Here is a 25664-nt window from a genome sequence, read left to right on the forward strand (position 1 = left end):
GAGCCCTGTGACCGACCCCCTGCACACGGACCTGCTCGACCTCGCCCAGGAGGCCGCCCGCCGCGCCGGCGCGCTGCTGCGGGACGGCCGCCCGGCCGACCTCGCGGTCGCCGCGACCAAGTCCAGCCCCATCGACGTGGTCACGGAGATGGACATCGCGGCGGAGAAGCTGATCACGGGCCTGATCGCCGAGCACCGCCCGGACGACGGCATCCTCGGCGAGGAGGGCGCCGCCACCGAGGGCACGAGCGGCGTCCGCTGGGTGATCGACCCGCTCGACGGCACGGTCAACTACCTGTACGGGCTGCCCACCTGGGCCGTCTCCATCGCCGCCGAGCAGGACGGCGAGACCGTCGTCGGGGTCGTCACGGCCCCGATGCGCGGCGAGACGTTCCACGCGGTGCGCGGCTGCGGCGCCTGGGCCACCGGCGCCTGGGACGGCGAGCGCCGGCTGGCCTGCCGCCCCGCGCCGCCCCTGGACCAGGCGCTCGTCTCCACCGGCTTCAACTACGTCCACGACGTCCGTGCCCACCAGGCGGAGGTCGCCCAGCGGCTGATCCCGCTGCTGCGCGACATCCGGCGCGGCGGCTCGGCCGCGGTCGACCTGTGCGACCTGGCCGCGGGACGCCTCGACGGCTACTACGAGCGGGGCCTGCACCCCTGGGACCTCGCTGCGGGCGACCTGATCGCCAGGGAGGCGGGCGCGCTGACCGGTGGCCGCCCCGGAGAGCGCCCCTCGGGCGATCTGGCGTTGGCGGGGTCCCCGGGTGTCTTCGAGCCCCTCCAGCGCCTCCTGGAGGACTTCGGCGCCTGGCACGACTGAGGGCGGCCGTCCGCGCGCTGAACACCGCGGGGACGTCCCCGTACGACCGCCCCGTACGACGACGAAGCGGGCCCCGGCGCTGGATTCGCCGGGGCCCGCTTCGTACGGCCTGATCAGACGCTCGCGCTGACCTCCACACCGTGCTCGGCGGCGAGACGGCGCAGGTCCTCGAGCTCACCCTGCTCCACCTCGACGAGGAAGTCGTCGCCCTCGTCGCGAGCCCGGGACAGATCGGACTCGGTCGCCCTTATGCGCTGCAGAAGTCCTGCGGTGAATGCGTCCATGCTGCGCCCCCTCGTCCTGGGTCGTGGGTCGATGGCACGGGGGTGTGCCGTTCGGAAGGGACGATCACGTCTGATGTGGATGCCCAGCGCCGCTCTGCTGGGCGGCGACGGTGCCGGACACCCACGCCCGCCCTGCGGATAAGCGGATTGATGCGCACCGCATGGTGGTGCGGTGCCAGCAGAGCGTGATCGTGGGATGTAAAGCCGTCCTCCCCAAGCTCCCTTCCGTGGAAACCTAACCGGAGGAGAAAATCTCGTATTCCCCCTCCGGCCACCGTTCTCCGCCCCGCTCCGCCACCGTCCGCTCACCTGCCTTACCCCCGACTTATGGCCGAAAAGGGCAGGATGGAGGGCAACACACCAAGACACCGTCGAAGACCCCTGCCCGCATGCGCCCGTGAAGCGCTACGCGGGTGGACATGAGGAAGGACCAAGGACGTGCGCGTACTCGTCGTCGAGGACGAGCAACTGCTCGCCGATGCGGTGGCCACCGGACTGCGCCGGGAGGCCATGGCCGTCGACGTCGTGTACGACGGTGCGGCCGCCCTGGAGCGCATCGGCGTCAACGACTACGACGTGGTCGTCCTCGACCGCGACCTCCCGCTCGTGCACGGCGACGACGTCTGCCGCAAGATCGTCGAGCTCGGCATGCCCACGCGGGTGCTGATGCTCACGGCCTCCGGCGACGTCAGCGACCGTGTGGAGGGCCTGGAGATCGGCGCCGACGACTATCTGCCCAAGCCGTTCGCGTTCAGCGAGCTGATCGCGCGCGTGCGTGCCCTCGGCCGGCGTACCAGCGTGCCCCTGCCGCCGGTGCTGGAGCGCGCCGGGATCAAGCTGGACCCCAACCGCCGGGAGGTCTTCCGCGACGGCAAGGAGGTCCAGCTCGCGCCCAAGGAGTTCGCCGTCCTGGAGGTGCTGATGCGCAGCGAGGGCGCCGTCGTCTCCGCGGAGCAGCTGCTGGAGAAGGCCTGGGACGAGAACACCGACCCGTTCACGAACGTCGTGCGCGTCACGGTCATGACCCTGCGCCGCAAGCTGGGCGAGCCGCCCGTCATCGTCACCGTCCCCGGCTCCGGCTACCGGATCTGATACCCCGTGGCAACGACTCCCGCGCCTCCGCAGGCGCCCCCCAAGCCCACCTGGGACCCCAGAAGGCCCGTGCCGCCCTTCCCGTGGCTGCGTCCGACCATCCGCATAAGGCTCACGCTGCTCTACGGCGGCATGTTCCTGATCGCCGGCATCCTGCTGCTGTCGATCATCTACCTGCTCGCCGCGCAGGCACTCAACACCGGGAACGAGCCACTCTTCAAGATCGTCGGCGGCACGGAGATCAAGGTGGCCAGTGATAACTGCCCTGCGGTCAACTCCGTCAGTACGACGCTTGCGGAGTTCAATGCAGCGATCAGCGAGTGCATCGACGACCAGCGCCAAGCTGCACTCGATAATCTGCTCAGCCGCTCGCTGCTGGCGCTGCTGGGCCTGGCGGTCATCGCCTTCGCCTTCGGCTACGCGATGGCCGGGCGCGTGCTGTCGCCGCTGGGCCGGATCACCCGCACCGCCCGCGCGGTGGCGGGCTCCGACCTCTCCCGCCGGATCGAGCTGGACGGCCCGGACGACGAGCTGAAGGAGCTGGCGGACACCTTCGACGACATGCTGGAGCGGCTCCAGCGCGCCTTCACCGCCCAGCAGCGCTTCGTCGGCAACGCCTCGCACGAGCTGAGAACGCCGCTGGCGATCAACCGTACCCTCCTCGAGGTGCACCTGTCCGACCCGAACGCGCCGGTGGAACTCCAGCAGCTCGGCAAGACCCTGCTGGCCACCAACGAGCGCAGCGAGCAGCTCGTCGAGGGCCTGCTGCTGCTCGCCCGCAGCGACAACCAGGTCGTCGAGCGCGGGCCGGTGGACCTCGCCGAGGTCGCGTCGCAGGCCATCGACCAGGTGCACGCCGAGGCCGAGGCCAAGGGCGTGCGCATCCAGGGCGAGCAGAAGCCCGCGGTCGTCCAGGGCAACGGCGTGCTGCTGGAGCGGATCGCGCTCAACCTGGTGCAGAACGCCGTGCGGTACAACGTGCCCGAGGGGGGCTGGGTCGAGGTCACCACCGACGTCCAGCACGGCCAGGCGGTCATGGTCGTCTCGAACACGGGCCCGGTCGTGCCGGCGTACGAGATCGACAACCTCTTCGAGCCGTTCCGGCGGCTGCGCACGGAGCGCACGGGCAGCGACAAGGGCGTCGGACTCGGCCTGTCCATCGTCCGGTCCGTGGCCCGGGCGCACGGCGGTCACATCTACGCCCAGCCACGCGAGGGGGGTGGGCTCGTGATGCGGGTCACGCTGCCCATCTGAGATCATGTCGCCGATCAACTCGGCGGCACACGGGGATGTTCGCTTTGCGCGGAATTTCCGGGAACTCGCCGCACGTGCACCGTGTGTGATCGATCACAGGGGCGCCTTTCCGGCCATCTACTCTCCGTGATCATGTGTCCTGTCGGAAAGCCGGGAAAATCCCGGTTTTCGGGGGTCTTGATCACGGGAAGTACACGGTGAGACGCCTTTGAAGTGCGGCATTCGGACCGTGTACGGTCCCCTTCGCCATCCAAGCCGATCGCTCGTGAGGAGTCCGGTTGGGTGTCGATTGAGTAACAGACCTTGATGTGAGGCAAAATCTCCGCCTCAGGTCGGGCACAAGTCCGGCCTCTCACGCGTTACGTGCGCTGGAGACACCGCAGACACCCAGAGGGGGAGAGCGACCATGGCAACCGATTACGACACTCCACGCAAGACCGACGACGACGTCGACTCGGACAGCCTCGAAGAGCTGAAGGCTCGGCGGAACGACAAGTCGGCCTCCGCTGTGGACGTCGACGAGTTCGAGGCCGCAGAGGGCCTCGAACTGCCCGGAGCAGACCTCTCGAACGAGGAACTGGCCGTCCGGGTGCTCCCGAAGCAGCAGGACGAGTTCACATGCATGAGCTGCTTCCTGGTGCACCACCGCAGCCAGCTGGCCCGGGAGAAGAACGGTCAGCCGATCTGCCGCGACTGCGACTGAGGACGGGTCGGCCGTGACTGGCTCGACCCCTCCCTGGAAGCGCCGCTTCTCCAAGCGGAAAGCGGACGAAGGGCCGAACGAGGACGGCCCACAGCACGGCGCGCGTGACGACGGGCGAGGCTCCACCGATACGGGGGCGGCCTCGCTCGAACCGGCCGCGGACCGGGGTGACCTCCCGGCGTCCGTGGATGTCCCCGCACCCGTCGCCCGACGGCGGGCGGGGGCGATCCGGGAGCGGGCAAGGGAAGGTGCCCGCAAGGGCGGCGAGCGGGCCCGTGCGGGGCTCGCCCACCTCGCCGACCGGATCATCGACATGGCCCCGCGGGTCCCCGTACGGGATCTGGCGACCCTGCGCAGACAGTTCCCGGGCCTCGGGCCCGAGGAGCTCGCGGACAAGCTCGTCGCGGGCGCGGCGAAGGCGACGGCGACGGTCGGAGCGGGCATCGGCGCGGCGGCGATGCTTCCCGTGCCCCCCGCGATGCCCACGGAACTGGCCGCCGAGGTCACGGGCGTCGCGGCGATCGAGCTGAAGATGATCGCCGAACTCCACGAGGTCTACGGCGTACGGCCGCCCGGCAACCTCAAGCAGCGCAGCACCGCGTACCTCGACTCCTGGTCGGGGGAGCGCGGGATCGACGCGACCAAGCCGTCGACGCTCAGCACGGCGCTGAACAGCCGCCTGAAGCGCGACCTGCGCCAGCGGATCATGAAGCGGATGGTCCGCAACATGCCGAACCTGATGCCGTTCCTGGTGGGTGCCGCCGTGGGCGCGGCCATGAACCGCAGCGAGACGAGAAAGCTCGCCGCCCGGATCCGCGAGGACCTGCGCAGAATGCAGGTGCCCTGGGAGGCCCTGGACGCGCTGCCCGCCCTGGAACGTCCGGCGGACGCCCTGGAGATGGGCGAGATCACGAACGACCCCCTGGGCCGCCCCGCGGACGGCGAACGCGACGAGAAGCGGGACGAAAAGCGGGACGGCGGGCGCTGAGATCCGCCGTCCGTCTGCCGGGTGAGGCCCCGGGCAGATGTGCTACGCCGACTTGGCCGCCCGCAGCGCCTCCGCCAGGCGCTCCGGCTCGCGCGTGGACAGGTACAGGTACGGAGTCGGGTCCTCGGGGTCCGTGACCTCCACGCGCAGAGCCGTGGGGATGTAGGCGCGCAGCAGCATGAAGGCGCGCGGATCGGCCTTGTGGGTGCGCCAGGCGCGGGTCTCCTCCGCGTCCAGGACCTCCGCCTCGCCCAGGGCCGCCACCGGGATCTTCGCCTCGCCGGCGATCAGGGAGTCGCCCACCACACGGATGCGGACCGAGCCGTACGAACTCGCGGCCACGGCCGCGACCGCGGTGCCCCCGGCGAGGCCGCCGAGCATCGGCAGCGTGCCGAACGGGAGCAGGACCAGGGCCATCGAGACCCCGACGAGGAACGAGATCAGCCACCAGGTCCGCGGGGCGGTGAGGCGTTCTTCGTACGGGGCGGCGGAGAGCTGCATGGAGCCAAGCTTGACACGGTGTCCGGGAGCGGCCGACGCGCGGGTAAGGTCTCCGGCTGTGAGTCGTACTTCCGCAGCTCTCCAGCCTCCGGCCGACGCCGTGCGACCGGTGCGGCACCCGGACGCCCCGGCGCCCGGTGAGCTCCTCGGCGCGCACTACGGCCAGTGTTTCGGCTGTGGCGGCGACCAGCCGCACGGGCTGCACCTGGAGGCGCGGGCCGGCGAGGGCGTGTCGCTCACCGCCGAGTTCACCGTGCAGCCGGCCCACCAGGGCGCCCCCGGCCTCGCGCACGGCGGAGTGCTCACCAGCGCCCTGGACGAGACCCTCGGCTCGCTGAACTGGCTGCTGCGCACGATCGCCGTGACCGGGCGGCTGGAGACCGACTTCGTGCGGCCCGTGCCGGTCGGCACCACGCTCCACCTGGAGGCGGAGGTGACGGCGGTGGCCGGGCGGAAGATCTACTCCACGGCCACCGGACGCGTCGGCGGCCCCGACGGACCCGTCGCCGTGCGCGCCGAGGCGCTCTTCATCGAGGTGAAGGTCGACCACTTCGTCGACCACGGCCGCCCGGAGGAGATCCAGGCGGCCATGAACGACCCGGACCAGGTCCGGCGCGCCCGTGCCTTCGAGGTGAACCCGTGAGCCTGCAAAGCCACATGAGCCCCTTGAGCCCCATGAGCCCCGCAAGCCGTCAGCCCGTGGACGTGCTGATCCGGCGCGTCGATCCGGACGTACCGCTTCCGTCGTATGCGCACCCCGGTGACGCGGGAGCCGATCTGCGCACCACCGAGGCGTGTCAACTGGCGCCGGGCGAGCGGGCCGTACTGCCCACGGGAGTGTCTGTGGCACTGCCGGAGGGGTACGCGGCCTTCGTGCACCCGCGATCCGGCCTGGCCGCCCGCTGCGGCGTCGCCCTGGTGAATGCCCCGGGGACGGTTGATGCCGGGTACCGTGGGGAGATCAAGGTGATCGTGGTGAATCTCGACCCGCGCGGGGCCGTGCGGTTCGAGCGCTTCGACCGGATTGCCCAACTGGTCGTCCAGCAGGTCGAGAGGGTCCGCTTCCAGGAGGTGGCGGAGCTTCCCGGCTCCGCGCGGGCCGAGGGGGGCTTCGGGTCCACCGGAGGCCATGCCGCGGTGGACGGGACGAGCGGCACAAGCGGTCAGGCCGCCCTGGGCGGTCAGGCGGGTGGGAATCGATACGCTTCGGTCGTATCCGACCGGGAAGGACAGTGACGTGTTCGGACGTCGCAAGAAGAGGGATGCCGCCGAGGACGCGGCCGGCGAGGCCGAGCAGGTCGTCGACGGTGTCGACACTGAGGCGGATGAAGCGGAGGCCGAGCGCCTGAGGCTCGAGCCTGCGCCGCGCCCCGACGGGCCGTGGGACAGCTCCGAGGTCCGCGACCCGGGCGAGGGCCGGGTCGACCTGGGAGGCCTGTTCGTGCCGGGCGTCGACGGCATGGAGCTGCGGGTCGAGGTCGCGGGCGACGCGATCGTGGCGGCGACGGTCGTGCTGCGGGACAGCGCCATCCAGTTGCAGGGCTTCGCCGCACCCAAGCGTGAGGGCATCTGGGGCGAGGTGCGCGAGGAGATCGCGACCGGCATCACCCAGCAGGGCGGCATCGTCGACGAGGTCGAGGGGCCGCTGGGCTGGGAGCTGCGCGCCCAGGTGCCGGTGCAGCTGCCGGACGGCACCGGTGGCTTCCAGGTCGTGCGGTTCGTCGGTGTGGACGGCCCGCGCTGGTTCCTGCGCGGGGTCATCTCCGGCCAGGGCGCGGTGCAGCCGCAGGCCGCCGGGCTGCTCGAGCAGATCTTCCGGGACACGGTCGTGGTCCGCGGCGAGGGCCCCATGGCGCCGCGCGACCCGATCGTCCTGAAGCTGCCGAACGACGCCCAGATGGTCCCCGAGGGCGTCCAGCAGGAGGAAGAGGGCTCCCGTTTCGCCGGCGGAATGGGGCAGCTCCAGCGCGGACCGGAGATCACCGAGGTCCGCTGAGTCACAGAAACCGCAGGGCCGCATCCCGCCGGGGATGCGGCCCTTTCGTGTGTACCTACGGTCTCCGTTCGACGCGTCTGTTCATAAAGGCGCTTGACGTTCACATGAAAGAACGGAAGGCCCCGCACATGCGCAGAACCGCACTCCTCGCGGCCACGGGCGCCCTCGTCGCCGGTGTCCTCGCCCGGCCCGCCGACGCCGCTCCCAGCGCCCCCGGTACGTTCGTCAGGGGCCACACCAACAGCAACGCGCCCCTTCAGACCGGCTGGGTCGGCTCCTCCTGGCCCAGGGCCGCCGAGATCATCACGTACACGTACCCCGGGAACTGGGCTCGGGCCGGTTCCCGAGGTCGGTCACAACGCCCTGGCCAACCGCCTCGGGCACGCCATGACCCACACCGGGACGCTGACGACGCGGGGCCGCCCCGCCGGCACCAACAACCTCTTCGTCGCCTGGGAGACCCTCACGCACGGCGACAACCCCGGGTGACCCCCTGACCGGCCGGGCGCGTCAGAGTTCCGTCAAAGACGGCCCCGCTGCCGTGCCCGGCGCCCATATGCCGCGCTTGCCGGACGTAAGGTCGACGCTGCGCAAGCGGCAGACCGGAAGACAATGAGGCCATGGGACGCGGCAAGCTTCGGATCTACCTCGGTGCGGCACCGGGCGTCGGCAAGACGTACGCGATGCTGTCCGAGGCACACCGGCGTGTCGAGCGGGGCACGGACTGCGTGGTGGGCTTCGTCGAGCACCACGACCGGCCCCGCACCGCGGTGATGCTGCACGGACTGGAGCAGGTGCCGCGCCGGGAGATCGAGTACCGCGGTGGCGTCTTCACCGAGATGGACCTCGACGCCGTCCTCGCCCGCCGCCCCCAGGTCGCCCTGGTGGACGAACTCGCCCACACCAACGTCCCCGGCTCCCGCAACGCCAAGCGCTGGCAGGACGTGGAGGAACTGCTCGCGGCCGGCGTCGACGTGATCTCCACCGTCAACATCCAGCACCTGGAGTCCCTCGGCGACGTCGTCGAGTCGATCACCGGCGTACGGCAGCAGGAGACCGTGCCGGACGAGGTGGTACGCCGGGCCGCCCAGATCGAGCTGGTCGACATGTCGCCGGAGGCCCTGCGGCGGCGCATGGCGCACGGCAACATCTACCAGCCCGACAAGGTCGACGCCGCCCTGTCGAACTACTTCCGGCCCGGCAACCTGACCGCCCTGCGCGAGCTGGCGCTGCTGTGGGTGGCCGACCGGGTCGACGCCTACCTCACCCAGTACCGCAGCGAGCACCGGGTCTCGGCGATCTGGGGCTCGCGCGAGCGGATCGTGGTCGGGCTGACCGGCGGCCCCGAGGGGCGCACGCTCATCCGCCGGGCCGCGCGGCTGGCCGAGAAGGGCGCCGGCGGCGAGGTGATGGCCGTCTACATAGCCCGCAGCGACGGCCTGACCTCGGCCTCGCCCAAGGAACTGGCGCTGCAGCGGACCCTGGTCGAAGACCTGGGAGGAACGTTCCACCACGTCGTCGGGGACGACATACCGGCCGCGCTGCTCGCCTTCGCACGCGGTGTGAACGCCACCCAGATAGTGCTGGGCTCCTCGCGCCGCAAGACCTGGCAGTACGTCTTCGGACCCGGCGTCGGCGCGACGGTCGCCCGGGAGTCGGGGCCCGACCTCGACGTGCACATCGTCACCCACGACGAGATCGCCAAGGGCCGCGGGCTGCCGGTGGCCCGGGGCGCGCGCCTCGGGCGGTCCCGGCGGGTGTGGGGGTGGATCGCCGGGGTCGCCGGGCCGCCGGTCCTGACGGCGCTGCTGAGCACCGTCCACCTCGGCCTCGCCAACGACATGCTGCTGTTCCTGGCGCTGACCGTGGCGGCGGCCCTGCTCGGCGGACTGCTCCCGGCGCTGGCCTCGGCGGCGGTGGGCTCGCTGCTGCTGAACTACTTCTACGCACCGCCCCTGCACCGGTGGACCATCGCCGACCCGAAGAACATCGTCGCCATCGTGATCTTCGTGGCGGTCGGCGTGGCGGTGGCCTCCGTGGTCGACCTCGCCGCCCGCCGCACCCACCAGGCGGCCCGGCTGCGGGCCGAGTCCGAGATCCTGTCCTTCCTCGCGGGTAACGTGCTGCGCGGCGAGACCGGCCTGGAGGAGCTGCTGGAACGGGTCCGGGAGACCTTCGGCATGGAGTCCGCCGCCCTGCTGGAACGGGCGGGCGACGTCGAGCCCTGGACCTGCGCCGGCCGCGTCGGCCAGGGCCGCCCCGTCGAGCGGCCGGACGAGGCGGACGTGGACGTGCCGGTCGGGGACCACATGGCGCTCGCGCTGACCGGGCGCGTCCTGCCCGCCGAGGACCGCCGGGTGCTGGCCGCCTTCGCCGCCCAGGCCGCCGTCGTCCTCGACCGCCGCCGGCTCCTGGAGGAGGCAGACCGGGCCCGGGCGCTCGCCGAGGGCAACCGCATCCGTACGGCGCTGCTGGCCGCCGTCAGCCACGACCTGCGCACCCCGCTCGCCGGGATCAAGGCGGCGGTGTCCTCCCTGCGCTCCGAGGACGTCGAGTGGTCCGAGGAGGACCGGGCGGAGCTGCTGGAGGGCATCGAGGAGGGCGCCGACCGCCTCGACCACCTCGTCGGCAACCTCCTCGACATGTCCCGGCTCCAGACCGGCACGGTCACCCCGCTGATCCGCGAGATCGACCTCGACGAGGTGGTGCCGATGGCGCTCGGCGGCGTACCGGAGCGCAGCGTCGTCCTGGACGTGCCCGAGACGCTCCCCATGGTCGCCGTGGACCCCGGGCTGCTGGAGCGGGCGATGGCCAACCTCGTCGAGAACGCCGTCAAGTACAGTCCGTCCGGTGCGCCCGTGCTGGTCGCCGCCAGCGCGCTCGCCGACCGGGTCGAGGTGCGGGTGGTCGACCGGGGGCCGGGCGTCCCCGACGAGGCCAAGGACCGCATATTCGCCCCCTTCCAGCGCTACGGCGACGCCCCGCGCGGCACCGGCGTGGGCCTGGGACTCGCGGTGGCGCGCGGCTTCGCCGAGGCCATGGGCGGCACCCTGAACGCCGAGGACACGCCCGGCGGCGGGCTCACCATGGTCCTCACGCTCCGCGCGGCGGGAACCCGCCCGGAGCGCCTCCCCACAGCGGAACCGGAAAGGCAGGCCTCATGACCCGCGTCCTGGTGGTCGACGACGAGCCGCAGATCGTGCGCGCCCTCGTGATCAACCTCAAGGCACGCAAGTACGAGGTCGACGCGGCCCACGACGGCGCCGCCGCCCTCGAACTCGCCGCCGCCCGCCACCCCGACGTGGTCGTCCTCGACCTCGGGCTGCCCGACATGGACGGCGTCGAGGTGATCAGGGGCCTGCGCGGCTGGACCCGGGTGCCGATCCTGGTGCTGTCCGCGCGGCACTCCTCCGACGAGAAGGTCGAGGCGCTGGACGCGGGCGCCGACGACTACGTCACCAAGCCGTTCGGCATGGACGAGCTGCTGGCCCGGCTGCGGGCCGCCGTGCGCCGGGCCGAGCCGGCCGGGGGCGGTGAGGACGACGTGATCGTGGAGACCGACGAGTTCACCGTCGACCTGGCCGCCAAGAAGGTCAACCGGGCCGGGAAGGACGTACGGCTGACCCCCACGGAGTGGCACCTGCTGGAGGTCCTCGTGCGCAACAGCGGCCGGCTGGTCGGGCAGAAGCAGCTGCTCCAGGAGGTGTGGGGGCCGTCGTACGGGACGGAGACGAACTATCTGCGCGTGTACATGGCGCAGCTGCGGCGGAAGCTGGAGGCGGATCCCTCGCACCCGAAGCACTTCGTCACCGAGCCGGGGATGGGGTACCGGTTCGAGAAATAGGGTCCTCGCCAGAGAAATAGGGTCCACGGCACAGGGGTACGGGGATGTCGGCACGCCCCGGTACGCTTCTGATATGAGTGCTGTTCCTCGTTCGCACAAGCCGGCGGGCCGGTTCCGGCGCATGCTCGACCGGCTCTCCTCGTCGCAGGAGGATCTGGAGTCCGAGGAACTGCGCGAGGACTCCGAGACGGCCGGCTGTATCCGGATCGGAGACTGCCAGGACCGCCAGATAGTGACGGTTACTGGTACCTTGCGCACGGTCACCCTGCGGCCGCGCGCCGGAGTCCCGGCCCTGGAGGCCGAGCTGTTCGACGGCTCCGCCGCACTGGACGTGGTGTGGCTCGGCAGGCGCTCCATCGTGGGGATAGAACCGGGGCGCAAGCTGATCGCATCGGGCCGGATCTCGATGAGCCGGGGCCGCCGGGTGCTGTTCAATCCCAAGTACGAACTGAGACCCCTCGGACGGGAGTAGCCGGTGACGTCGCTCGACAAGCCGACCGAAGAGAATTCTGCGGACGACGCCCGGGCGGTGACCGAGGCCGCCCTGTTCGAAGCGTTCGGCGGCGTGCGGGGCATGGTCGAGACGGTGCTGCCCGGCCTGCTGTTCGTCACCATCTACACGATCAACAAGGACCTGCACCTGTCGGCGATCGCGGCGCTGGCCGTGTCGCTGGTGCTGGTCGTGGTCCGGCTGGTGATGAAGGACACCGTCAAGCATGCCTTCAGCGGTGTCTTCGGGGTGGCCTTCGGTGTCGTCTTCGCGATGATGACCGGCAACGCCAAGGACTTCTACCTGCCCGGCATGCTCTACACGCTGGGCCTCGGGCTCGCGTACGTGATCACGGCCCTGTGCGGCGTGCCGCTGATCGGGCTGATCCTCGGCCCCGTCTTCAAGGAGAACCTCTCCTGGCGGACGCGGAACCCGGGCCGTAAGAAGGCGTACACGAAGGCCAGTTACGCCTGGGGCGCGATCCTGCTCGCCAAGTGCGCGATCCTCTTCCCGCTGTACTGGTGGGCCGACACCACGCAGCTGGGCTGGGTGCTGGTCGCCCTGAAGATTCCGCCGTTCCTGCTCGCGGTGTGGCTGACGTGGGTGTTCCTGGCGAAGGCGCCCGCGCCGATCGATGTGTTCGCGGAGATGGAGGCGGAGGAGAAGGCCGCCGAGGAGAGGGAGCGGGAGGCTGCTGCCCGGTCGGTCGAGTAGTCGCTCGGCGTGCGTGCCGGGCTTGCTGGGGGCTCCGCCCCCAGACCCCCGGGACCTGTGCCCACCCGCCGCCCGATGCGGTCGGTCGAGAGGTGAAGCAGAGAAGGGGCGTCCGGAACACTCCGGACGCCCCTTCTGCTCGCTCCCCGCAGGGCCCGGTCTCAGCTCTTCGCGCTGTCCCGCCGTACCGACAGCAGGTCCTCCAGCTGTTCCTCGCGGGCCTGGGCGGCCACGAAGAGGAGTTCGTCGCCCGCCTCCAGGGAGTCCTCCCGGGAGGGGGTCAGGACGCGGGTGCCGCGGATGATCGTGACCAGGGACGTGTCCTCGGGCCATTCCACGTCGCCGACCTGCGTGCCGGCCAGGGCCGACTCCTCGGGCAGGGTCAGCTCGACCAGATTGGCGTCGCCGTGGCTGAAGCGGAGCAGGCGGACCAGGTCGCCCACGCTCACCGCCTCTTCGACCAGCGCCGACATCAGCCGCGGCGTGGAGACGGCGACGTCCACGCCCCAGGACTCGTTGAAGAGCCACTCGTTCTTCGGGTTGTTCACCCGCGCGACGACGCGCGGGACGCCGTATTCCGTCTTGGCCAGCAGGGACACGACCAGGTTCACCTTGTCGTCGCCGGTCGCGGCGATGACGACGTTGCAGCGCTGGAGCGCCGCCTCGTCCAGGGACGTGATCTCGCAGGCGTCGGCGAGCAGCCACTCGGCCTGCGGGACGCGTTCGACCGCGATGGCGGTCGGCGCCTTGTCGATGAGCAGGATCTCGTGGCCGTTCTCCAGCAGCTCGCCCGCGATCGAGCGGCCGACCGCGCCGGCTCCGGCAATGGCGACCCTCATCAGTGACCGCCCTCCTCTTCGGGACCCTTGGCGAACGCCGCCTCGACCTTGTCGACCTCGTCGGTGCGCATCATCACGTGCACCAGGTCGCCCTCCTGCAACACCGTCTGCGAGGTGGGCAGGACCGCCTCGCCGAGCCGGGTCAGGAACGCCACGCGCACACCGGTCTCCTCCTGGATCCGGCTGATCTTGTGGCCGACCCAGGCGGTGGAGGTGTGCACCTCGGCGAGCTGGACGCCGCCGGTGGGGTCGCGCCACAGCGGCTCGGCGCCGGAGGGGAGCAGGCGGCGCAGCATCTGGTCGGCCGTCCAGCGGACGGTCGCGACGGTGGGGATGCCCAGGCGCTGGTAGACCTCGGCGCGACGGGGGTCGTAGATGCGGGCGGCGACGTTCTCGATGCCGAACATCTCGCGGGCCACGCGTGCGGCGATGATGTTGGAGTTGTCACCGCTGGAGACGGCGGCGAAGGCGCCGGCCTCCTCGATGCCCGCCTCCCTCAGCGTGTCCTGGTCGAAGCCGACCCCGGTGACGCGGCGGCCGCCGAAGGAGGACCCCAGGCGGCGGAAGGCGGTGGGGTCCTGGTCGACCACGGCGACCGTGTGGCCCTGCTGCTCCAGGTTCTGGGCCAGGGCGGAACCCACTCTTCCGCAACCCATGATGACGATGTGCATGGCCTCACACCACGCTTCCCGCAGACCTTCCGGCCTGCGTCAATGTTCTGCTCATGTCTCTCTCTCGGCTCGCCGGGCAGCACTTCGCGGCCTTCTGCGCGGGCCGCCGGACACCATCATGCCGGGGAACGCCGGGAGTGATCCCGTTCGGTGTCCTCACGCCCGGCCGATCGCCTGTCTCCAACGTATAGGCAAAGCCGAACGAGCCGAACAGGGCCCCGTGCCCGGCTTGCGGACCCGTTGCCGGTGCGCGGACCCGTTGTCTCGCGTCGAGGGCAAGCGAGCCGCTGTCTACGCCGCCAGTCTCCGTTCCGCCAGTTCCGTGGCCGCGTGGGCGACCGACGCGAGGGTGGCGTGGCGGTGCCAGCCGGCGAAAGAACGGCCGACGAAGTCGCGGATGCCCACGCGCTCGGCGCGCGGCACGCCGCGGCACTCCACGCGTCGGCTGTGTCCCACGAGCTGCAGCAGGGCGGCCGGGTCGGCCGTGGCCACATCGGTCAGCCACAGTTCCTCGGGCCACGAAGAGCCGCCGCGGCCGACGGCGAGCAGCAGGAACTCCGAACGGCCCCGGCCGCGGCGGACGGTATCGAGCACGGACGGGAGGCGGACGCGCACGGTGGCGACGAGCTCCATGGCGTCCGGCGCCCCCGTCGGGAACACTGCGACGCGTCCGCGGCCCGCCTTGGCCAGGTGTGCGATCTGGCTTGCCTGCAGCGGGCTCTCTCCCCAGCCGGGCAGGGCGGGGTCGTCGGGCAGCAGCCACGTGTCACCGGCGATCCTGGAGATGTGGTTCACTCCAGCGGCGCTGAGCCTCGTGCTGATACTGATGGCGTCGAGCCGCTCGGCGTTCAGGGTGACGGGACAGCGTGGCAGGTGCAGACGCGACACCGTCTCCAGATAGGCGCTCACCATCGAGTCCTCCGGTGTCGCCGCACTCGGCCCCTCGGGGGCGGACGGTGACCGGCGTACTCGGGATGCAGCGCCATCGCGTCCGTGATGTGCGTGATCCCGCGCGAGAGAACGGTCACCGGCCGGCGTCCGTACGGCACGCCGAGAATCGACACCACCGCGTCCTGGTCCTCGACCGCCCGCTCGACCGCCGCTCTGTCGGTCACGTCCGCGCCGCATATCCGGAGGTGCAGGTCGGACAGAGGGAATTCCGCAGGCCGCCGCACCACGGCGGTCACCGTGTGGCCCGCGGCGAGCGCCTGTTCAGTGAGGTGCCGTCCGGTCGAACTGTTCGCTCCGAACACAGCGAGCTTCAATGGACATCTCCGTCTCGAAAGTTCCCATCGCGTCTGTTCCGGCTGCTTCGCGGCTACGGCTTCGTGGCCGTGTACAGGGCGAAAGGCGGGTTCGCCACGAAGTCGGCCCAGTAGCCCTTCTCGGACAGACCGGCCTCATGTCCGGGGGCGCGGTTCGGCAGGCGCCGGACATCGACGAGGCCCGCCTTCTCCATCGCCTCCTCCGTGGTGCCGGCGGGCCAGAAGAAGCCGTCGAACCCGACGTGCGGCTCCACGTCCATCTCGATGTGGATCACCTGGCGGTCGCCGTGCTTCTCCTTCGGGGTGATGGAGAGGCCGTAGCGCGGATAGACGGACATCTTGTCCAGGTCGATGTCCGGGTTCGAGCACAGGGCGACCATGGTGCCGCCGGACACGAGGTTGGCGGCACAGCGCGACACCATCTCGTGATACTCGCCGGAGTCCTTGGCGTGTACGAACGCCCAGATGGGCGCGACGACGTCGAACGCCCCGAGCACCGGCAGCTCGGCCGCGTCCCCCACCTCGTAGGTGATGCCGAGCGGCTGCTCGGTCTCTATCTGCCGGGCCACGTCGACCATGCTCGACTCGATGTCGATACCGACGACCGTCTCGGCGCCGAGGCGTTTGAAGATGCGCGAGTAGAAGCCCGCCCCGCAGGCCACGTCCAGGACCCGCTTGCCTGTGAGATCGGGCATCCCTGAGAGCAGGGTCTCGCGTTCGACGAACGCGTAGGGGAGGTTCTTGACGTTGTCGTACTGCGTGCTCGAGGCCTGGTACTGCTCACTGATCCTGTCGTGATGGACGCTTTCTCCGGAGCACGCGGCTCAGCTGAAGATCTTCTGTACCTTGCGTGACACCCACTCGCTGACCGTGACGGTGTCGAATCGCTCCACGGCGGGGGAGTCCGTGAACGGCCGCATGGGTTCGATGGAGGCGTCGTGGTTGGGGAGGTAGAAGTAGGGGATGGTGAGGCGGGAGGAGGTGTCGTCGGGTTGGGGGGTGACGACGCGATGCATGGTGGAGACCCAGCGTCCGCCGGTCCACAGGGCCATGAGGTCGCCGATGTTGACGACGAAGCTGCCGGGGATGGCGCAGACGTCGCGCCAGTCGTCCTCGCCTTGGAGGACTTGGAGTCCGCCGCGGTTGTCCTCCTGGTAGAGGATGGTGAGGCTGCCGAAGTCGGTGTGGGGGCCTCGTCGCCACTGGCCGGGCAGGGGCGGGGTGAGTTGCGGGGGGTAGTAGTTGACGGCGATGGATGAGCCGTGGTGGTCGAACTTGTCGTCGAAGAACGTCTCGTCGAGGTCCAGGGCGATGGCGAACAGGCGCATGAGGTCGGCGGCGAGTTCGCCCATGGCCGTCATGTACTCCTGCCAGACCTTGCGGAACTCCGGCGGATTCTCCGGCCAGATGTTGGCCAGCGTCCATGTCGCCCATTCGTTGCCCAGCTTGCGGCGCTCCTCTTCGCTCAGTTCGCCGGTGGCGTGGACGGAGAAGGCCTCGCACAGGTCCGGAGGTGTCTGCTGGTCGAGACTGTGGGCGGTCGACCCGCCCGTCCGCCGGAAACCCGAGACGCCGGGGCGATGTGCGACCCGTTCCTTCTCCTCGTCCGGCAGCCTGAAGAACTCGTAGGTCACCGTGAACATGCGGTCGATGAAATCCTGGGGAATCCCGTGACCGACGATGACGAAGAACCCCGAGCCCGTGCAGGCGGCGTCGATGGCCCGGGCGAGGGCCGCGCGTCCCTCCACGGTGTTTCTCGACGACAGGTCGATGACGGGTACGAATCCATCGGCGACGGTCACGGTCGCCCTGTCGACGTGCATGACTGATCCCTCCTCTTTCGGAGCGATCCGGCCTCAGCCGGACGCCTCGACTACCGCTTCCGGGCGGGGAGTGCGGTGACCGCCTCGTGAGAACAGGCCGACGAGCAGCGCGCCGCACACGAGGATGCCGAAGGCCACCCAGAGCGCCACGGTGTAGCCCTGCACGGTCCCGGCGTTGACGGCTTCCGGGGCGTTCCCGTGGTCCTCGAGGTACGACGTGGTGACACTCGTGGCGATGGAGTTGAGCAGCGCGGTGCCGAACGCGGCTCCCACCTGCTGGACCGTGTTGTAGGCCGCAGACGCGACACCCGCCTCGGCCGGGTCGAGCTGGACCGTCGCCATGTTGGTCGCCGTCGCGAGCAGGCAGCCCAGACCGATGCCGGTCAGGATCATGGACGGGGTGAGGTACACCGGGAACACGTGGGAGCTGTCCACCTCCAACTGCGTGAGGATCAGCATCCCGGCGGCGGACGACAGCAGACTGCCCGCGATCAGGACGTTCGGGGCGAGGCGGCGGTGCAGCTTGCCGGCGATGAGCATCGCGCCGACGGTGGTGCTCACGGCGTTCACCAGCAGCGTCATGCCCGCCTTGACCGGCGAGTAGCCGAGGATGGTCTGCGTGTAGTAGCTCACGAAGAGGTAGAAGCCGAACATCGCCGCGAACATCAGGCACACGGAGGCGAACGCCGAGCCGCGGACCCGGTGGAGCAGGATCCGCAGCGGCAGCAGCGGATGCCGCGTCCTGGCCTCCACCAGCACGAACAGGGCCAGCAGGACCACGCCCCCGAAGAGCAGGGCGAGCACCATCGGGTCGCCCCATCCGTGGGGCTCCGCCTGGGTGAAGCCGTAGACCAGGGAGACGAGGCCCGCCGCGCTGAGCAGGACCCCCGGGACGTCCAGGTGGCGCAGGTTGCCGCCCGGACGGTCGCGCAGGATGAGCGGGACGCCGATCAGGGTGATCGCGGTCATGGGGATGTTGATGTAGAGGCACCAGCGCCAGTTGGCGTACTCGGTGAGCAGCCCGCCCGCCACGACGCCGAGGGCCGCTCCGCCCGCGCCGACACCGGCGAAGACACCGAAGGCCTTTCCGCGCTCGCGCCCGTCGGTGAACGTGAGGATGAGCAACGACAGCGCCGCCGGGGCCAGCAGGGCGGCGAAGACTCCCTGCCCGGCGCGTGCCGCGAAGAGCGTGCCGGCGTTGCCCGCCGCACCGCCGAGCGCCGAGGCCAGCGCGAAGCCGACCAGACCGATGGTGAAGGCCCGCCGGTGGCCGATCGCGCTGCACACGCGCCCGCCCACCAGGAGGAGACCGCCGAAGGCGAGGGCGTAAGCCGTGATCACCCAGTGGCGGTCGGTGTCGGTCATGCCCAGGGTCTCCTGGGCCGAGGGTAGTGCGATGTTCACGATGGTCGCGTCCAGGACGACCATCAGCTGGGCAAGGCTCACGACCGGGAGGGTCCACCAGCGCTTTCCGGACCGAGCGGGTGGGGGATGCGGGGCTTCTTGCTGGATGTCTGTCACGGCTACTCGCACTATGGTCGGGTGACTCGAACGTTGGTCTAGTGGAGGCGACTCTACTACAACTCTGCGCAGCCGTGCCCTTACGGAAGCGCCGGATGGAGGTCCTTGCGATGCCCCAAGTGCCTTTAATGGCAAGGGAGTTGAGGAAAAATGAGAAAGGGTGAGGCGAGCCCTGCCGGGCTCGCGTCGGGGGAGCGGGCCCGGGCGTGCGAGACTCGCCCCGAACACTCAGTGACGCGATGTGCACCCTCGGGGGTGAGCCGCATGAATCCGGAGGTGAACGTCATAGCGGGCAAGGAACGCTCGAGGGGACAGGCCGGGGCCGGAGTGGGCAACGTCTGGCTGCGCACCCCGCGGGGCAACAAGGGAGAACCCCCGCTGACGCGGGAACGCATCGTCCAGGCCGCCGTCGCCCTGCTGGACGAGGAGGGCATGGACCGGCTCACCATGCGCCACCTGGCCGAACGGCTCCAGGCGGGGGCGACAACCCTGTACTGGCACGTGGCGACCAAGGATGACGTCATCGACCTGGCGGTCGACGCGATCTTCGGCGAGACCTCGCTGCCGGACCAGCGCGCCGAGAACCCCCGGGACGACATCGTCATCTTGGCCAACACCTGGCGGCAGGCGATGCTGCGACACCCCTGGGCGGCCACCCTGCCCGCCCGGCAGCGGCCGCTGATGGGGCCGAACTTCCTGGCCTGGATGGAGTTCCTGCAATCCGCGCTGATGCGTGCCGGGCTGACCGGCAAGCGGCTCAATGCCGCGACGTGGGCGCTGTACAACCACGTGATGGGTGCCACCGCCACACAGTCCAGTCTCCAGCTCTCCGCCGAGGAGGCCAGGCTGGGGCAGGAGTACCTGGCGAGCCGGCGCGAGCAGTACCCCACCGTCGCGGCGAACAACTACATCTCCGACGTCGACTGGGACACCAGTTTCACCGTCGGGCTGGAACTGCTGCTCGACGGAATCGAGGCGCAGACCAGGAGCTGAGAAGCGCAGACCAGGAACTGAGGCGCGAGCTTTCCCGTCCCTGGACGGCCTTCCGCACAGGGACGGGAAAGGCGCCCTCCGGCGGGGCGTCGGCGGCCGCGTGTCCGCGAGCGCGGGCCGAGAGGCGGCCGCTCGTCGGGTGGCCCGTCTTCCGTCCGCTCGCACAGGTCAGCGGCGGCTGATGCTCCGCACGCTCGCCACGGTGAGGATTCCGAGGACGAGGAGTGTGGCTGCGGCGCCGATCAGTTCTGCGGCGGGGTGCATGGGACCTCCAGGGGCGGCGACAGCCGGGAGACGGACGGGGCTCAGTCATATAGGCATGGGAACGGGGTGACCTGCGGAATCCCCAGCCTCACGGGGCCCTGAATTCACTCGGAGAGCAGAGGGAACGCCGATGGGGGGTGGCGGGTGGGCGACCCCGCAATCGAACGCTTACGATCCTCTGTTGTGTCCAAACTGACCGACGTGCCCAAACGGATCCTGATCGGGCGCGCACTGCGCAGTGACCGGCTCGGGGAAACGCTCCTGCCGAAGCGCATCGCACTCCCCGTCTTCGCCTCCGACCCACTGTCCTCCGTGGCGTACGCGCCCGGCGAGGTCCTGCTCGTGCTGTCGATCGCGGGCGTGACGGCGTACCACTTCAGTCCGTGGATCGCGGTCGCGGTCGTCGTACTGATGTTCACCGTGGTGGCCTCCTACCGGCAGAACGTGCACGCCTACCCCAGCGGTGGCGGCGACTACGAGGTGGCGAACACCAACCTCGGCCCCAAGGCGGGCCTGACGGTCGCCAGCGCGCTGCTCGTCGACTACGTCCTCACCGTGGCCGTGTCGATCTCCTCCGGCATCGAGAACCTCGGCTCCGCGATCCCCTTCGTCGTCGAGCACAAGGTGGCCTGCGCGATCGGCGTGATCGTGCTGCTGACGCTGATGAACCTGCGCGGCGTGCGCGAGTCCGGCACGGTCTTCGCGATCCCGACGTACGTCTTCGTCGCCGGTGTCTTCACCATGATCGCGTGGGGCGCCTTCCGCGGGCTCGTGCTCGGCGACGAGATGCGGGCACCCACGGCGGACTACGTCATCAAGCCCGAGCACCAGGGCCTGGCCGGATTCGCCCTGGTCTTCCTGCTGCTGCGCGCCTTCTCCTCCGGCTGCGCCGCGCTCACCGGCGTCGAGGCCATCTCCAACGGCGTCCCGGCCTTCCGCAAGCCCAAGTCCAAGAACGCGGCGACGACGCTGGCCATGATGGGCCTGCTGGCTGTCACCATGTTCTGCGGCATCATCACGCTCGCCGCCGCGACCGACGTCCGCATGGCCGAGAACCCGGCCCGCGACCTCTTCCACAACGGCGTCCCGCTCGGTGCGGACTACGTGCAGAACCCGGTGATCTCCCAGGTCGCCCAGGCCGTCTTCGGCAAGGGCAGCATCCTGTTCATCATCCTGGCCGCGGCCACCGCGCTGGTGCTGTTCCTCGCCGCGAACACCGCCTACAACGGCTTCCCGCTGCTCGGCTCGATCCTCGCCCAGGACCGCTACCTGCCGCGCCAGCTGCACACCCGCGGCGACCGGCTGGCCTTCTCCAACGGCATCGTGCTGCTCGCGGGCGCCGCCGGACTGCTGGTGTGGGTCTACGGCGCGGACTCCACGCGCCTGATCCAGCTGTACATCGTCGGCGTGTTCGTGTCGTTCACGCTCAGCCAGACCGGCATGGTCCGGCACTGGAACCGCCACCTGCGCACCGAGCAGGACCAGGCCAAGCGCCGCCACATGATCCGCTCGCGCGCCATCAACGCCTTCGGCGCGTTCTTCACCGGCCTGGTGCTGGTCGTCGTCCTCGTCACCAAGTTCACGCACGGCGCCTGGGTCGCCCTGCTCGGCATGGTGATCTTCTACGCGACGATGACGGCCATCCGTAAGCACTACGACCGGGTCGCCGAGGAGATCGCCGCCCCCGACGGCCCGAGCGACGACAGCGTACGGCCCTCCCGCGTCCACTCGGTCGTCCTGATCTCCAAGATCCACCGCCCGACGCTGCGCGCCCTGGCCTACGCCAAGCTGATGCGCTCGGACACGCTGGAGGCCCTGAGCGTCAACGTCGACCCGGCGGAGACCAAGGCACTGCGCGAGGAGTGGGAGCGGCGCGGCATCGACGTACCGCTGAAGGTCCTGGACTCGCCCTACCGCGAGATCACGCGGCCGATCATCGAGTACGTCAAGAGCCTGCGCAAGGAGTCGCCGCGGGACGCGGTGTCCGTGATCATCCCCGAGTACGTCGTCGGCCACTGGTACGAGCACCTGCTGCACAACCAGAGCGCACTGCGCCTGAAGGGCCGGCTGCTGTTCACGCCGGGGATCATGGTGACCTCGGTGCCGTACCAGCTCCAGTCCTCCGAGGCGGCCAAGCGGCGAGCCCGCAGGCAGCAGGAGTGGAACGCGCCGGGGTCGGTGCGGCGCGGGCCGGCGCAGGAGCGGCCGACGAGGGAGTCCTCGGAGCCGAAGGCGTGAGGCGACGGCCTGTGTGAAACGGCCGTGAAACGGCCGGGCGGCAGCCACGTAGACTGGTGGGCTGTTGTCCGGCCGTTTCCCTTCGGCCGTTTCCCTTCACGCGTTTTGGAGTCACCCCGCCATGCAGGCAGAACCGAGGAAGTCGCTGGTGGGGGAGGAGTACGAGGTCGAGGTCGGCCCCGTCGCCCACGGCGGTCACTGCATCGCCCGTACGTCCGAGGGCCAGGTGCTGTTCGTGCGGCACGCGCTGCCCGGTGAGCGGGTCGTGGCCCGGGTGACGGAGGGCGAGGAGGGCGCGCGGTTCCTGCGCGCGGACGCCGTGGAGGTGCTCGACGCCTCCAAGGACCGGATCGACGTGCCCTGCCCGTACGCCGGCCCCGGCCGCTGCGGCGGCTGCGACTGGCAGCACGCCAAGCCGGGCGCGCAGCGGCGCCTGAAGGCCGACGTGATCGCCGAGCAGCTCCAGCGGCTCGCCGGGCTCACCCCGGAGGAGGCCGGCTGGGACGGCACGGTCGTGCCCGCCGAGGGCGACAAGGTGCCCGCCGGGCAGGTTCCGGCCTGGCGCACCCGCGTCCAGTACGCGGTCACCGCCGACGGCCGGGCCGGTCTGCGCCGGCACCGCTCGCACGAGGTGGAGCCGATCGACCACTGCATGATCGCCGCGGAGGGCGTCAGCGAGCTGGGCATCGAGAAGCGCGACTGGACGGGCATGGACTCCGTCGAGGCGATCGCGGCGGCCGGCTCGCAGGACCGCCAGGTGATCCTCACGCCGAAGCCGGGCGCGCGCCTGCCGCTGGTCGAACTGGACCGGCCGGTGTCGGTCCTGCGCGTGGACGAGCGCTCGGGCGGCATCCACCGCGTCCACGGCCGCCCCTTTGTCCGTGAGCGCGCGGACGGCCGCACCCACCGGGTCGGAGGGGGCGGCTTCTGGCAGGTCCACCCGAAGGCGGCCGACACCCTGGTGACGGCTGTCATGCAGGGCCTGCTGCCACGCAAGGGCGACATGGCCCTCGATCTCTACTGCGGCGTCGGCCTCTTCGCCGGCGCCCTCGCCGACCGGGTCGGCGACCAGGGCGCGGTCCTCGGCATCGAGTCCGGCAAGCGCGCGGTGGAGGACGCCCGCCACAACCTGGCCGACTTCGACCGCGTCCGCATCGAACAGGGCAAGGTCGAGTCGGTCCTGCCGCGCACGGGCATCACGGAGGTCGACCTCATCGTCCTCGACCCGCCGAGGTCCGGGGCGGGCCGCAAGACGGTGGAACACCTGTCGTCGCTGGGCGCACGCCGGATCGCGTACGTGGCGTGCGATCCCGCGGCGTTGGCGCGGGACTTGGGGTACTTCCGGGACGGGGGGTATCGGGTGCGGATGCTGCGGGCGTTCGATCTGTTTCCTATGACGCACCACGTCGAATGCGTGGCGATCCTGGAGCCCGCCGAAAAGGGCCGCTGACCTGCGCCTTTGTCGAGTGTGCATTATGGGCGCTACGTGCGTTACGGGCGATATCTTGACGCATATCTGACGCACGTGACGCACGTTTGACGCACGAACGGCGCATTGTCTGATGTGTCGTCATGCATGGTTTGAGGCTGCTGGACGGGCGCTCACCTATGTGGACGTGGCCGCCGCGATGGTGTGGTGAGGCTGGCTGCCGCGCGGTTGGCCGGCCCGCCCCTTCGCTTCTCGGCCGTGACGTTCCGTGACACTCGGTCGAGTGTTAAGGCGGGTGTCGTGTCAGGGCCGTAGGGGCTCCAGTGCCTGAGGAAGGGCTTCAGGTCGTCGGCTCGTGGTTCGGGGATGTCGGGCGGTCGGGGCGGCGTGCTCAGCGGGTCGAGGCGCTCCTCGTTGGCTGCCGCCCAGTCGATCCATGCCTCGGATCCGGTTCGGGTCTGCCCCGGCGGCATGGACTCGACTCGCGTGCGTACGGTGCTCACGTCCTCCGTCATTTCGAGTGGTGTGGGGCCAAGCCGCTTCCTGGGCTTCGAAGTGCCTGACGCGGTATACCTCGGCGTATCGGACGTGCGCTTCTTCCATGGCGGCCTCCTAGAGGATGCGCTTCTGGCGGTGTCGCGTTGATTTCGTCGAGACGTCTGTGTTCGGCGGCTTCACCGCGAAGGGTGACCTCCTGTGCGATCCCGGCAAGCTGGTCCTCGAGGAGGTGGCCGGGGGTGTCGGCCCATTCGCTCGCCCGGTGCGGCTGGCCGCCGCTGAGATAATGCGGAGGCGTTCGGACGGGGCCTGGTGGAGCGCCTGGAGACTGGCGCGCGAAGGCGGCTACGGACTCTATGAAGGGCCGCAGCAACCCGAGGAGACTTGTGTCTCTTGGATGTCCTGGCTTGTTTCCGTGAGTAATGGGGCCGGACTTGCCACACGACCCGGCACCTTCGGCAAGGTGAAGGTCCTCCCCGATGCCGGCGAGGTTGGGCTCCATGGCTCACCCCGAACCAGTTCCTTCCGGCGGCCCTCGGTCGAAACCTGGCATCGGCGGCCGCCGGACGAGGAACTGCCCACGTTGTCCGCCCCGTCCACAGAGCCGAGGGATCCGGAGGAGGACGCGAATCCCCCGCTCGGGTAGTGCGCTGTCATGCCACCCCCTGGGCGCGGGGAGGAAAGTCGGCCGGTCGGGCCGGTCGTAGCTTTCGGGTGTGCCGAGCCGGAGACACGGGCGGCACGGTATCGATCGCTTCGAAAGGACCCCTCATGTTCGACATCAACAAGGTGCAGGCCGCTCCGAGTTCGGACCTCCTCACGCCCGACAACGCGGTCATGCTCTTCGTGGACCACCAGCCGCAGATGTTCTTCGGCACCGGCAGCGGCGACCGCACCGCGATCATCAACAGCACGGTGGGCCTCGCCAAGGCGGCCCGGGCCTTCGACGTTCCGGCCGTCCTGACCACGGTCGCCGCCGAGTCGTTCTCCGGACCTCTGCTGCCGCAGCTCGCCGAGGTGTTCCCCAAGAACGAGATCGTCGACCGTACGACCATGAACGCCTGGGAGGACGAGGCGCTGGTGGCGGCGGTCAAGGCGACCGGCCGCAAGAAGATCATCCTCTCCGGCCTGTGGACCGAGGTCTGCCTCGTCCTGCCCGCGCTCTCCGCCCTGGAGCAGGGTTACGAGGTGTACGTGGTCACCGACGCCTCCGGCGGCGTCAGCCCGGCCGCCCACGAGCACGCGCTCCAGCGGATGCTCGCCGCAGGCGCGGTGCCGGTGACCTGGGTGCAGGTGCTCCTGGAGCTCCAGCGCGACTGGGCGCGCCAGGAGACGTACGGCGCGGTCATGGAGATCGTCAAGGCCCACGCGGGCGCCTACGGCCTCGGTGTCGTGTACGCGCAGAGCGTCATCGGCGCCCACGCGGCCGGCTGA

25 protein-coding genes and 1 pseudogene are annotated in these 25664 nt (G+C 70.3%); 17 read left to right on the plus strand and 9 right to left on the minus strand.

What is annotated here, in order from left to right; translation table 11 throughout:
• Positions 1-7 precede the first annotated feature (7 nt).
• Positions 8-823: an inositol monophosphatase family protein gene (locus IE255_RS33205; protein ID WP_190054111.1), complete on the plus strand. Its 816-nt coding sequence runs from the start codon at positions 8-10 to the stop codon at positions 821-823.
• Between the two features lie 113 nt (positions 824-936).
• Here IE255_RS33205 and IE255_RS33210 read toward each other — a convergent pair whose 3' ends face one another.
• On the minus strand, positions 937-1107 hold the full coding sequence (locus tag IE255_RS33210; RefSeq protein ID WP_190054112.1) for a hypothetical protein: 171 nt from the start codon (positions 1105-1107) through the stop codon (positions 937-939).
• A gap of 438 nt (positions 1108-1545) precedes the next feature.
• On the opposite strand from IE255_RS33210, the gene IE255_RS33215 reads away from it, so the two are divergent.
• The 4 genes from IE255_RS33215 to IE255_RS33230 all read left to right on the plus strand — a co-directional run bounded on the left by IE255_RS33215 (position 1546) and on the right by IE255_RS33230 (position 5144).
• Positions 1546-2199: a response regulator transcription factor gene (locus IE255_RS33215; RefSeq protein WP_003993508.1), complete on the plus strand. Its 654-nt coding sequence runs from the start codon at positions 1546-1548 to the stop codon at positions 2197-2199.
• A gap of 6 nt (positions 2200-2205) precedes the next feature.
• Entirely contained in the window at positions 2206-3453 is a 1248-nt protein-coding gene (locus tag IE255_RS33220) for a sensor histidine kinase (RefSeq protein ID WP_190054113.1), read from the plus strand.
• 406 nt (positions 3454-3859) lie between these two features.
• Positions 3860-4156 carry a DUF4193 domain-containing protein gene (locus tag IE255_RS33225; protein WP_003993510.1) on the plus strand — a complete coding sequence of 99 codons (297 nt, stop codon included), beginning with the start codon at positions 3860-3862 and terminating at the stop codon, positions 4154-4156.
• A 13-nt stretch (positions 4157-4169) separates the two neighbouring features.
• Positions 4170-5144, plus strand: a complete 975-nt coding sequence (locus IE255_RS33230; protein WP_190054114.1) for a hypothetical protein — start codon at positions 4170-4172, stop codon at positions 5142-5144.
• A 42-nt stretch (positions 5145-5186) separates the two neighbouring features.
• On the opposite strand, the gene IE255_RS33235 is transcribed toward IE255_RS33230, so the two are convergent.
• Positions 5187-5645: a DUF3093 domain-containing protein gene (locus IE255_RS33235; RefSeq protein ID WP_190054115.1), complete on the minus strand. Its 459-nt coding sequence runs from the start codon at positions 5643-5645 to the stop codon at positions 5187-5189.
• A 58-nt stretch (positions 5646-5703) separates the two neighbouring features.
• On the opposite strand from IE255_RS33235, the gene IE255_RS33240 reads away from it, so the two are divergent.
• The 8 genes and pseudogenes from IE255_RS33240 (at position 5704) to IE255_RS33270 (ending at position 12689) form a co-directional block, all read left to right on the plus strand.
• Positions 5704-6288, plus strand: coding sequence for a PaaI family thioesterase (locus IE255_RS33240; protein ID WP_190054116.1), 585 nt, complete (start codon positions 5704-5706; stop codon positions 6286-6288).
• Between the two features lie 32 nt (positions 6289-6320).
• Entirely contained in the window at positions 6321-6881 is a 561-nt protein-coding gene (dut, locus tag IE255_RS33245; protein WP_190054167.1) for a dUTP diphosphatase, read from the plus strand.
• A 1-nt stretch (position 6882) separates the two neighbouring features.
• Positions 6883-7641, plus strand: a complete 759-nt coding sequence (locus IE255_RS33250; RefSeq protein ID WP_190054117.1) for a DUF3710 domain-containing protein — start codon at positions 6883-6885, stop codon at positions 7639-7641.
• A 327-nt stretch (positions 7642-7968) separates the two neighbouring features.
• Positions 7969-8130: pseudogene (locus tag IE255_RS40605) on the plus strand (alginate lyase family protein); the annotation flags it as partial.
• Between the two features lie 131 nt (positions 8131-8261).
• Positions 8262-10805, plus strand: coding sequence for a sensor histidine kinase (locus tag IE255_RS33255; RefSeq protein WP_190054118.1), 2544 nt, complete (start codon positions 8262-8264; stop codon positions 10803-10805).
• Positions 10802-11485: a response regulator gene (locus IE255_RS33260; RefSeq protein WP_190054119.1), complete on the plus strand. Its 684-nt coding sequence runs from the start codon at positions 10802-10804 to the stop codon at positions 11483-11485. The genes IE255_RS33255 and IE255_RS33260 overlap by 4 nt, the downstream gene beginning before the upstream one ends.
• Positions 11486-11558: 73 nt before the next feature.
• Positions 11559-11957: an OB-fold nucleic acid binding domain-containing protein gene (locus IE255_RS33265; RefSeq protein WP_190054120.1), complete on the plus strand. Its 399-nt coding sequence runs from the start codon at positions 11559-11561 to the stop codon at positions 11955-11957.
• A 3-nt stretch (positions 11958-11960) separates the two neighbouring features.
• Positions 11961-12689, plus strand: coding sequence for a DUF3159 domain-containing protein (locus IE255_RS33270; RefSeq protein WP_190054121.1), 729 nt, complete (start codon positions 11961-11963; stop codon positions 12687-12689).
• A gap of 161 nt (positions 12690-12850) precedes the next feature.
• On the opposite strand, the gene IE255_RS33275 is transcribed toward IE255_RS33270, so the two are convergent.
• The 7 genes from IE255_RS33275 to IE255_RS33305 form a co-directional block, all read right to left on the minus strand.
• Positions 12851-13528 (minus strand): potassium channel family protein, encoded by a 678-nt coding sequence (locus IE255_RS33275; RefSeq protein WP_190054122.1) that lies wholly within the window; start codon positions 13526-13528, stop codon positions 12851-12853.
• Positions 13528-14199, minus strand: a complete 672-nt coding sequence (locus tag IE255_RS33280) for a potassium channel family protein (protein ID WP_094053911.1) — start codon at positions 14197-14199, stop codon at positions 13528-13530. Before IE255_RS33280 ends, IE255_RS33275 begins: the two co-directional genes overlap by 1 nt.
• 291 nt (positions 14200-14490) lie before the next feature.
• Positions 14491-15108, minus strand: coding sequence for a hypothetical protein (locus IE255_RS33285; protein ID WP_190054123.1), 618 nt, complete (start codon positions 15106-15108; stop codon positions 14491-14493).
• Complete coding sequence (locus tag IE255_RS33290) at positions 15105-15452, minus strand: NAD(P)-dependent oxidoreductase (protein ID WP_229906698.1); 348 nt, start codon at positions 15450-15452, stop codon at positions 15105-15107. The genes IE255_RS33285 and IE255_RS33290 overlap by 4 nt, the downstream gene beginning before the upstream one ends.
• 65 nt (positions 15453-15517) lie before the next feature.
• Positions 15518-16252, minus strand: coding sequence for a class I SAM-dependent methyltransferase (locus tag IE255_RS33295; RefSeq protein ID WP_268255764.1), 735 nt, complete (start codon positions 16250-16252; stop codon positions 15518-15520).
• 36 nt (positions 16253-16288) lie between these two features.
• Complete coding sequence (locus tag IE255_RS33300) at positions 16289-17287, minus strand: isopenicillin N synthase family dioxygenase (RefSeq protein WP_190054126.1); 999 nt, start codon at positions 17285-17287, stop codon at positions 16289-16291.
• A 33-nt stretch (positions 17288-17320) separates the two neighbouring features.
• Positions 17321-18715 (minus strand): MFS transporter, encoded by a 1395-nt coding sequence (locus IE255_RS33305; RefSeq protein WP_190054168.1) that lies wholly within the window; start codon positions 18713-18715, stop codon positions 17321-17323.
• Between the two features lie 357 nt (positions 18716-19072).
• Here IE255_RS33305 and IE255_RS33310 point away from each other — a divergent pair, with 357 nt between their 5' ends.
• The 4 genes from IE255_RS33310 (at position 19073) to IE255_RS33325 (ending at position 25664) form a co-directional block, all read left to right on the plus strand.
• A complete protein-coding gene (locus tag IE255_RS33310; protein ID WP_190054127.1) occupies positions 19073-19801 on the plus strand; it encodes a TetR/AcrR family transcriptional regulator in 729 nt (242 codons plus the stop codon).
• A 447-nt stretch (positions 19802-20248) separates the two neighbouring features.
• Positions 20249-22303, plus strand: coding sequence for an APC family permease (locus IE255_RS33315; protein ID WP_190054128.1), 2055 nt, complete (start codon positions 20249-20251; stop codon positions 22301-22303).
• Positions 22304-22424: 121 nt separating this feature from the next.
• Entirely contained in the window at positions 22425-23753 is a 1329-nt protein-coding gene (locus IE255_RS33320; RefSeq protein ID WP_190054129.1) for a class I SAM-dependent RNA methyltransferase, read from the plus strand.
• A 1248-nt stretch (positions 23754-25001) separates the two neighbouring features.
• Positions 25002-25664 (plus strand): hydrolase, encoded by a 663-nt coding sequence (locus IE255_RS33325; RefSeq protein WP_190054130.1) that lies wholly within the window; start codon positions 25002-25004, stop codon positions 25662-25664.

It is taken from the genome of Streptomyces lomondensis, assembly GCF_014651035.1.
GTDB classification, from domain to species: Bacteria; Actinomycetota; Actinomycetes; order Streptomycetales; family Streptomycetaceae; genus Streptomyces; species Streptomyces lomondensis.

What these genes read in the sequence shown, in the direction of transcription:
- IE255_RS33210 (WP_190054112.1), bottom strand. Translation starts at nt 1,107, where the DNA reads ATGGACGCATTCACCGCAGGACTTCTGCAGCGCATAAGGGCGACCGAG.
- IE255_RS33225 (WP_003993510.1), top strand. Translation starts at nt 3,860, where the DNA reads ATGGCAACCGATTACGACACTCCACGCAAGACCGACGACGACGTCGAC.
- IE255_RS33235 (WP_190054115.1), bottom strand. Translation starts at nt 5,645, where the DNA reads ATGCAGCTCTCCGCCGCCCCGTACGAAGAACGCCTCACCGCCCCGCGG.
- dut (WP_190054167.1), top strand. Translation starts at nt 6,321, where the DNA reads ATGAGCCCCGCAAGCCGTCAGCCCGTGGACGTGCTGATCCGGCGCGTC.
- IE255_RS33255 (WP_190054118.1), top strand. Translation starts at nt 8,262, where the DNA reads ATGGGACGCGGCAAGCTTCGGATCTACCTCGGTGCGGCACCGGGCGTC.
- IE255_RS33260 (WP_190054119.1), top strand. Translation starts at nt 10,802, where the DNA reads ATGACCCGCGTCCTGGTGGTCGACGACGAGCCGCAGATCGTGCGCGCC.
- IE255_RS33265 (WP_190054120.1), top strand. Translation starts at nt 11,559, where the DNA reads ATGAGTGCTGTTCCTCGTTCGCACAAGCCGGCGGGCCGGTTCCGGCGC.
- IE255_RS33275 (WP_190054122.1), bottom strand. Translation starts at nt 13,528, where the DNA reads ATGAGGGTCGCCATTGCCGGAGCCGGCGCGGTCGGCCGCTCGATCGCG.
- IE255_RS33280 (WP_094053911.1), bottom strand. Translation starts at nt 14,199, where the DNA reads ATGCACATCGTCATCATGGGTTGCGGAAGAGTGGGTTCCGCCCTGGCC.
- IE255_RS33300 (WP_190054126.1), bottom strand. Translation starts at nt 17,287, where the DNA reads ATGCACGTCGACAGGGCGACCGTGACCGTCGCCGATGGATTCGTACCC.
- IE255_RS33305 (WP_190054168.1), bottom strand. Translation starts at nt 18,715, where the DNA reads ATGGTCGTCCTGGACGCGACCATCGTGAACATCGCACTACCCTCGGCC.
- IE255_RS33310 (WP_190054127.1), top strand. Translation starts at nt 19,073, where the DNA reads ATGAATCCGGAGGTGAACGTCATAGCGGGCAAGGAACGCTCGAGGGGA.
- IE255_RS33320 (WP_190054129.1), top strand. Translation starts at nt 22,425, where the DNA reads ATGCAGGCAGAACCGAGGAAGTCGCTGGTGGGGGAGGAGTACGAGGTC.
- IE255_RS33325 (WP_190054130.1), top strand. Translation starts at nt 25,002, where the DNA reads ATGTTCGACATCAACAAGGTGCAGGCCGCTCCGAGTTCGGACCTCCTC.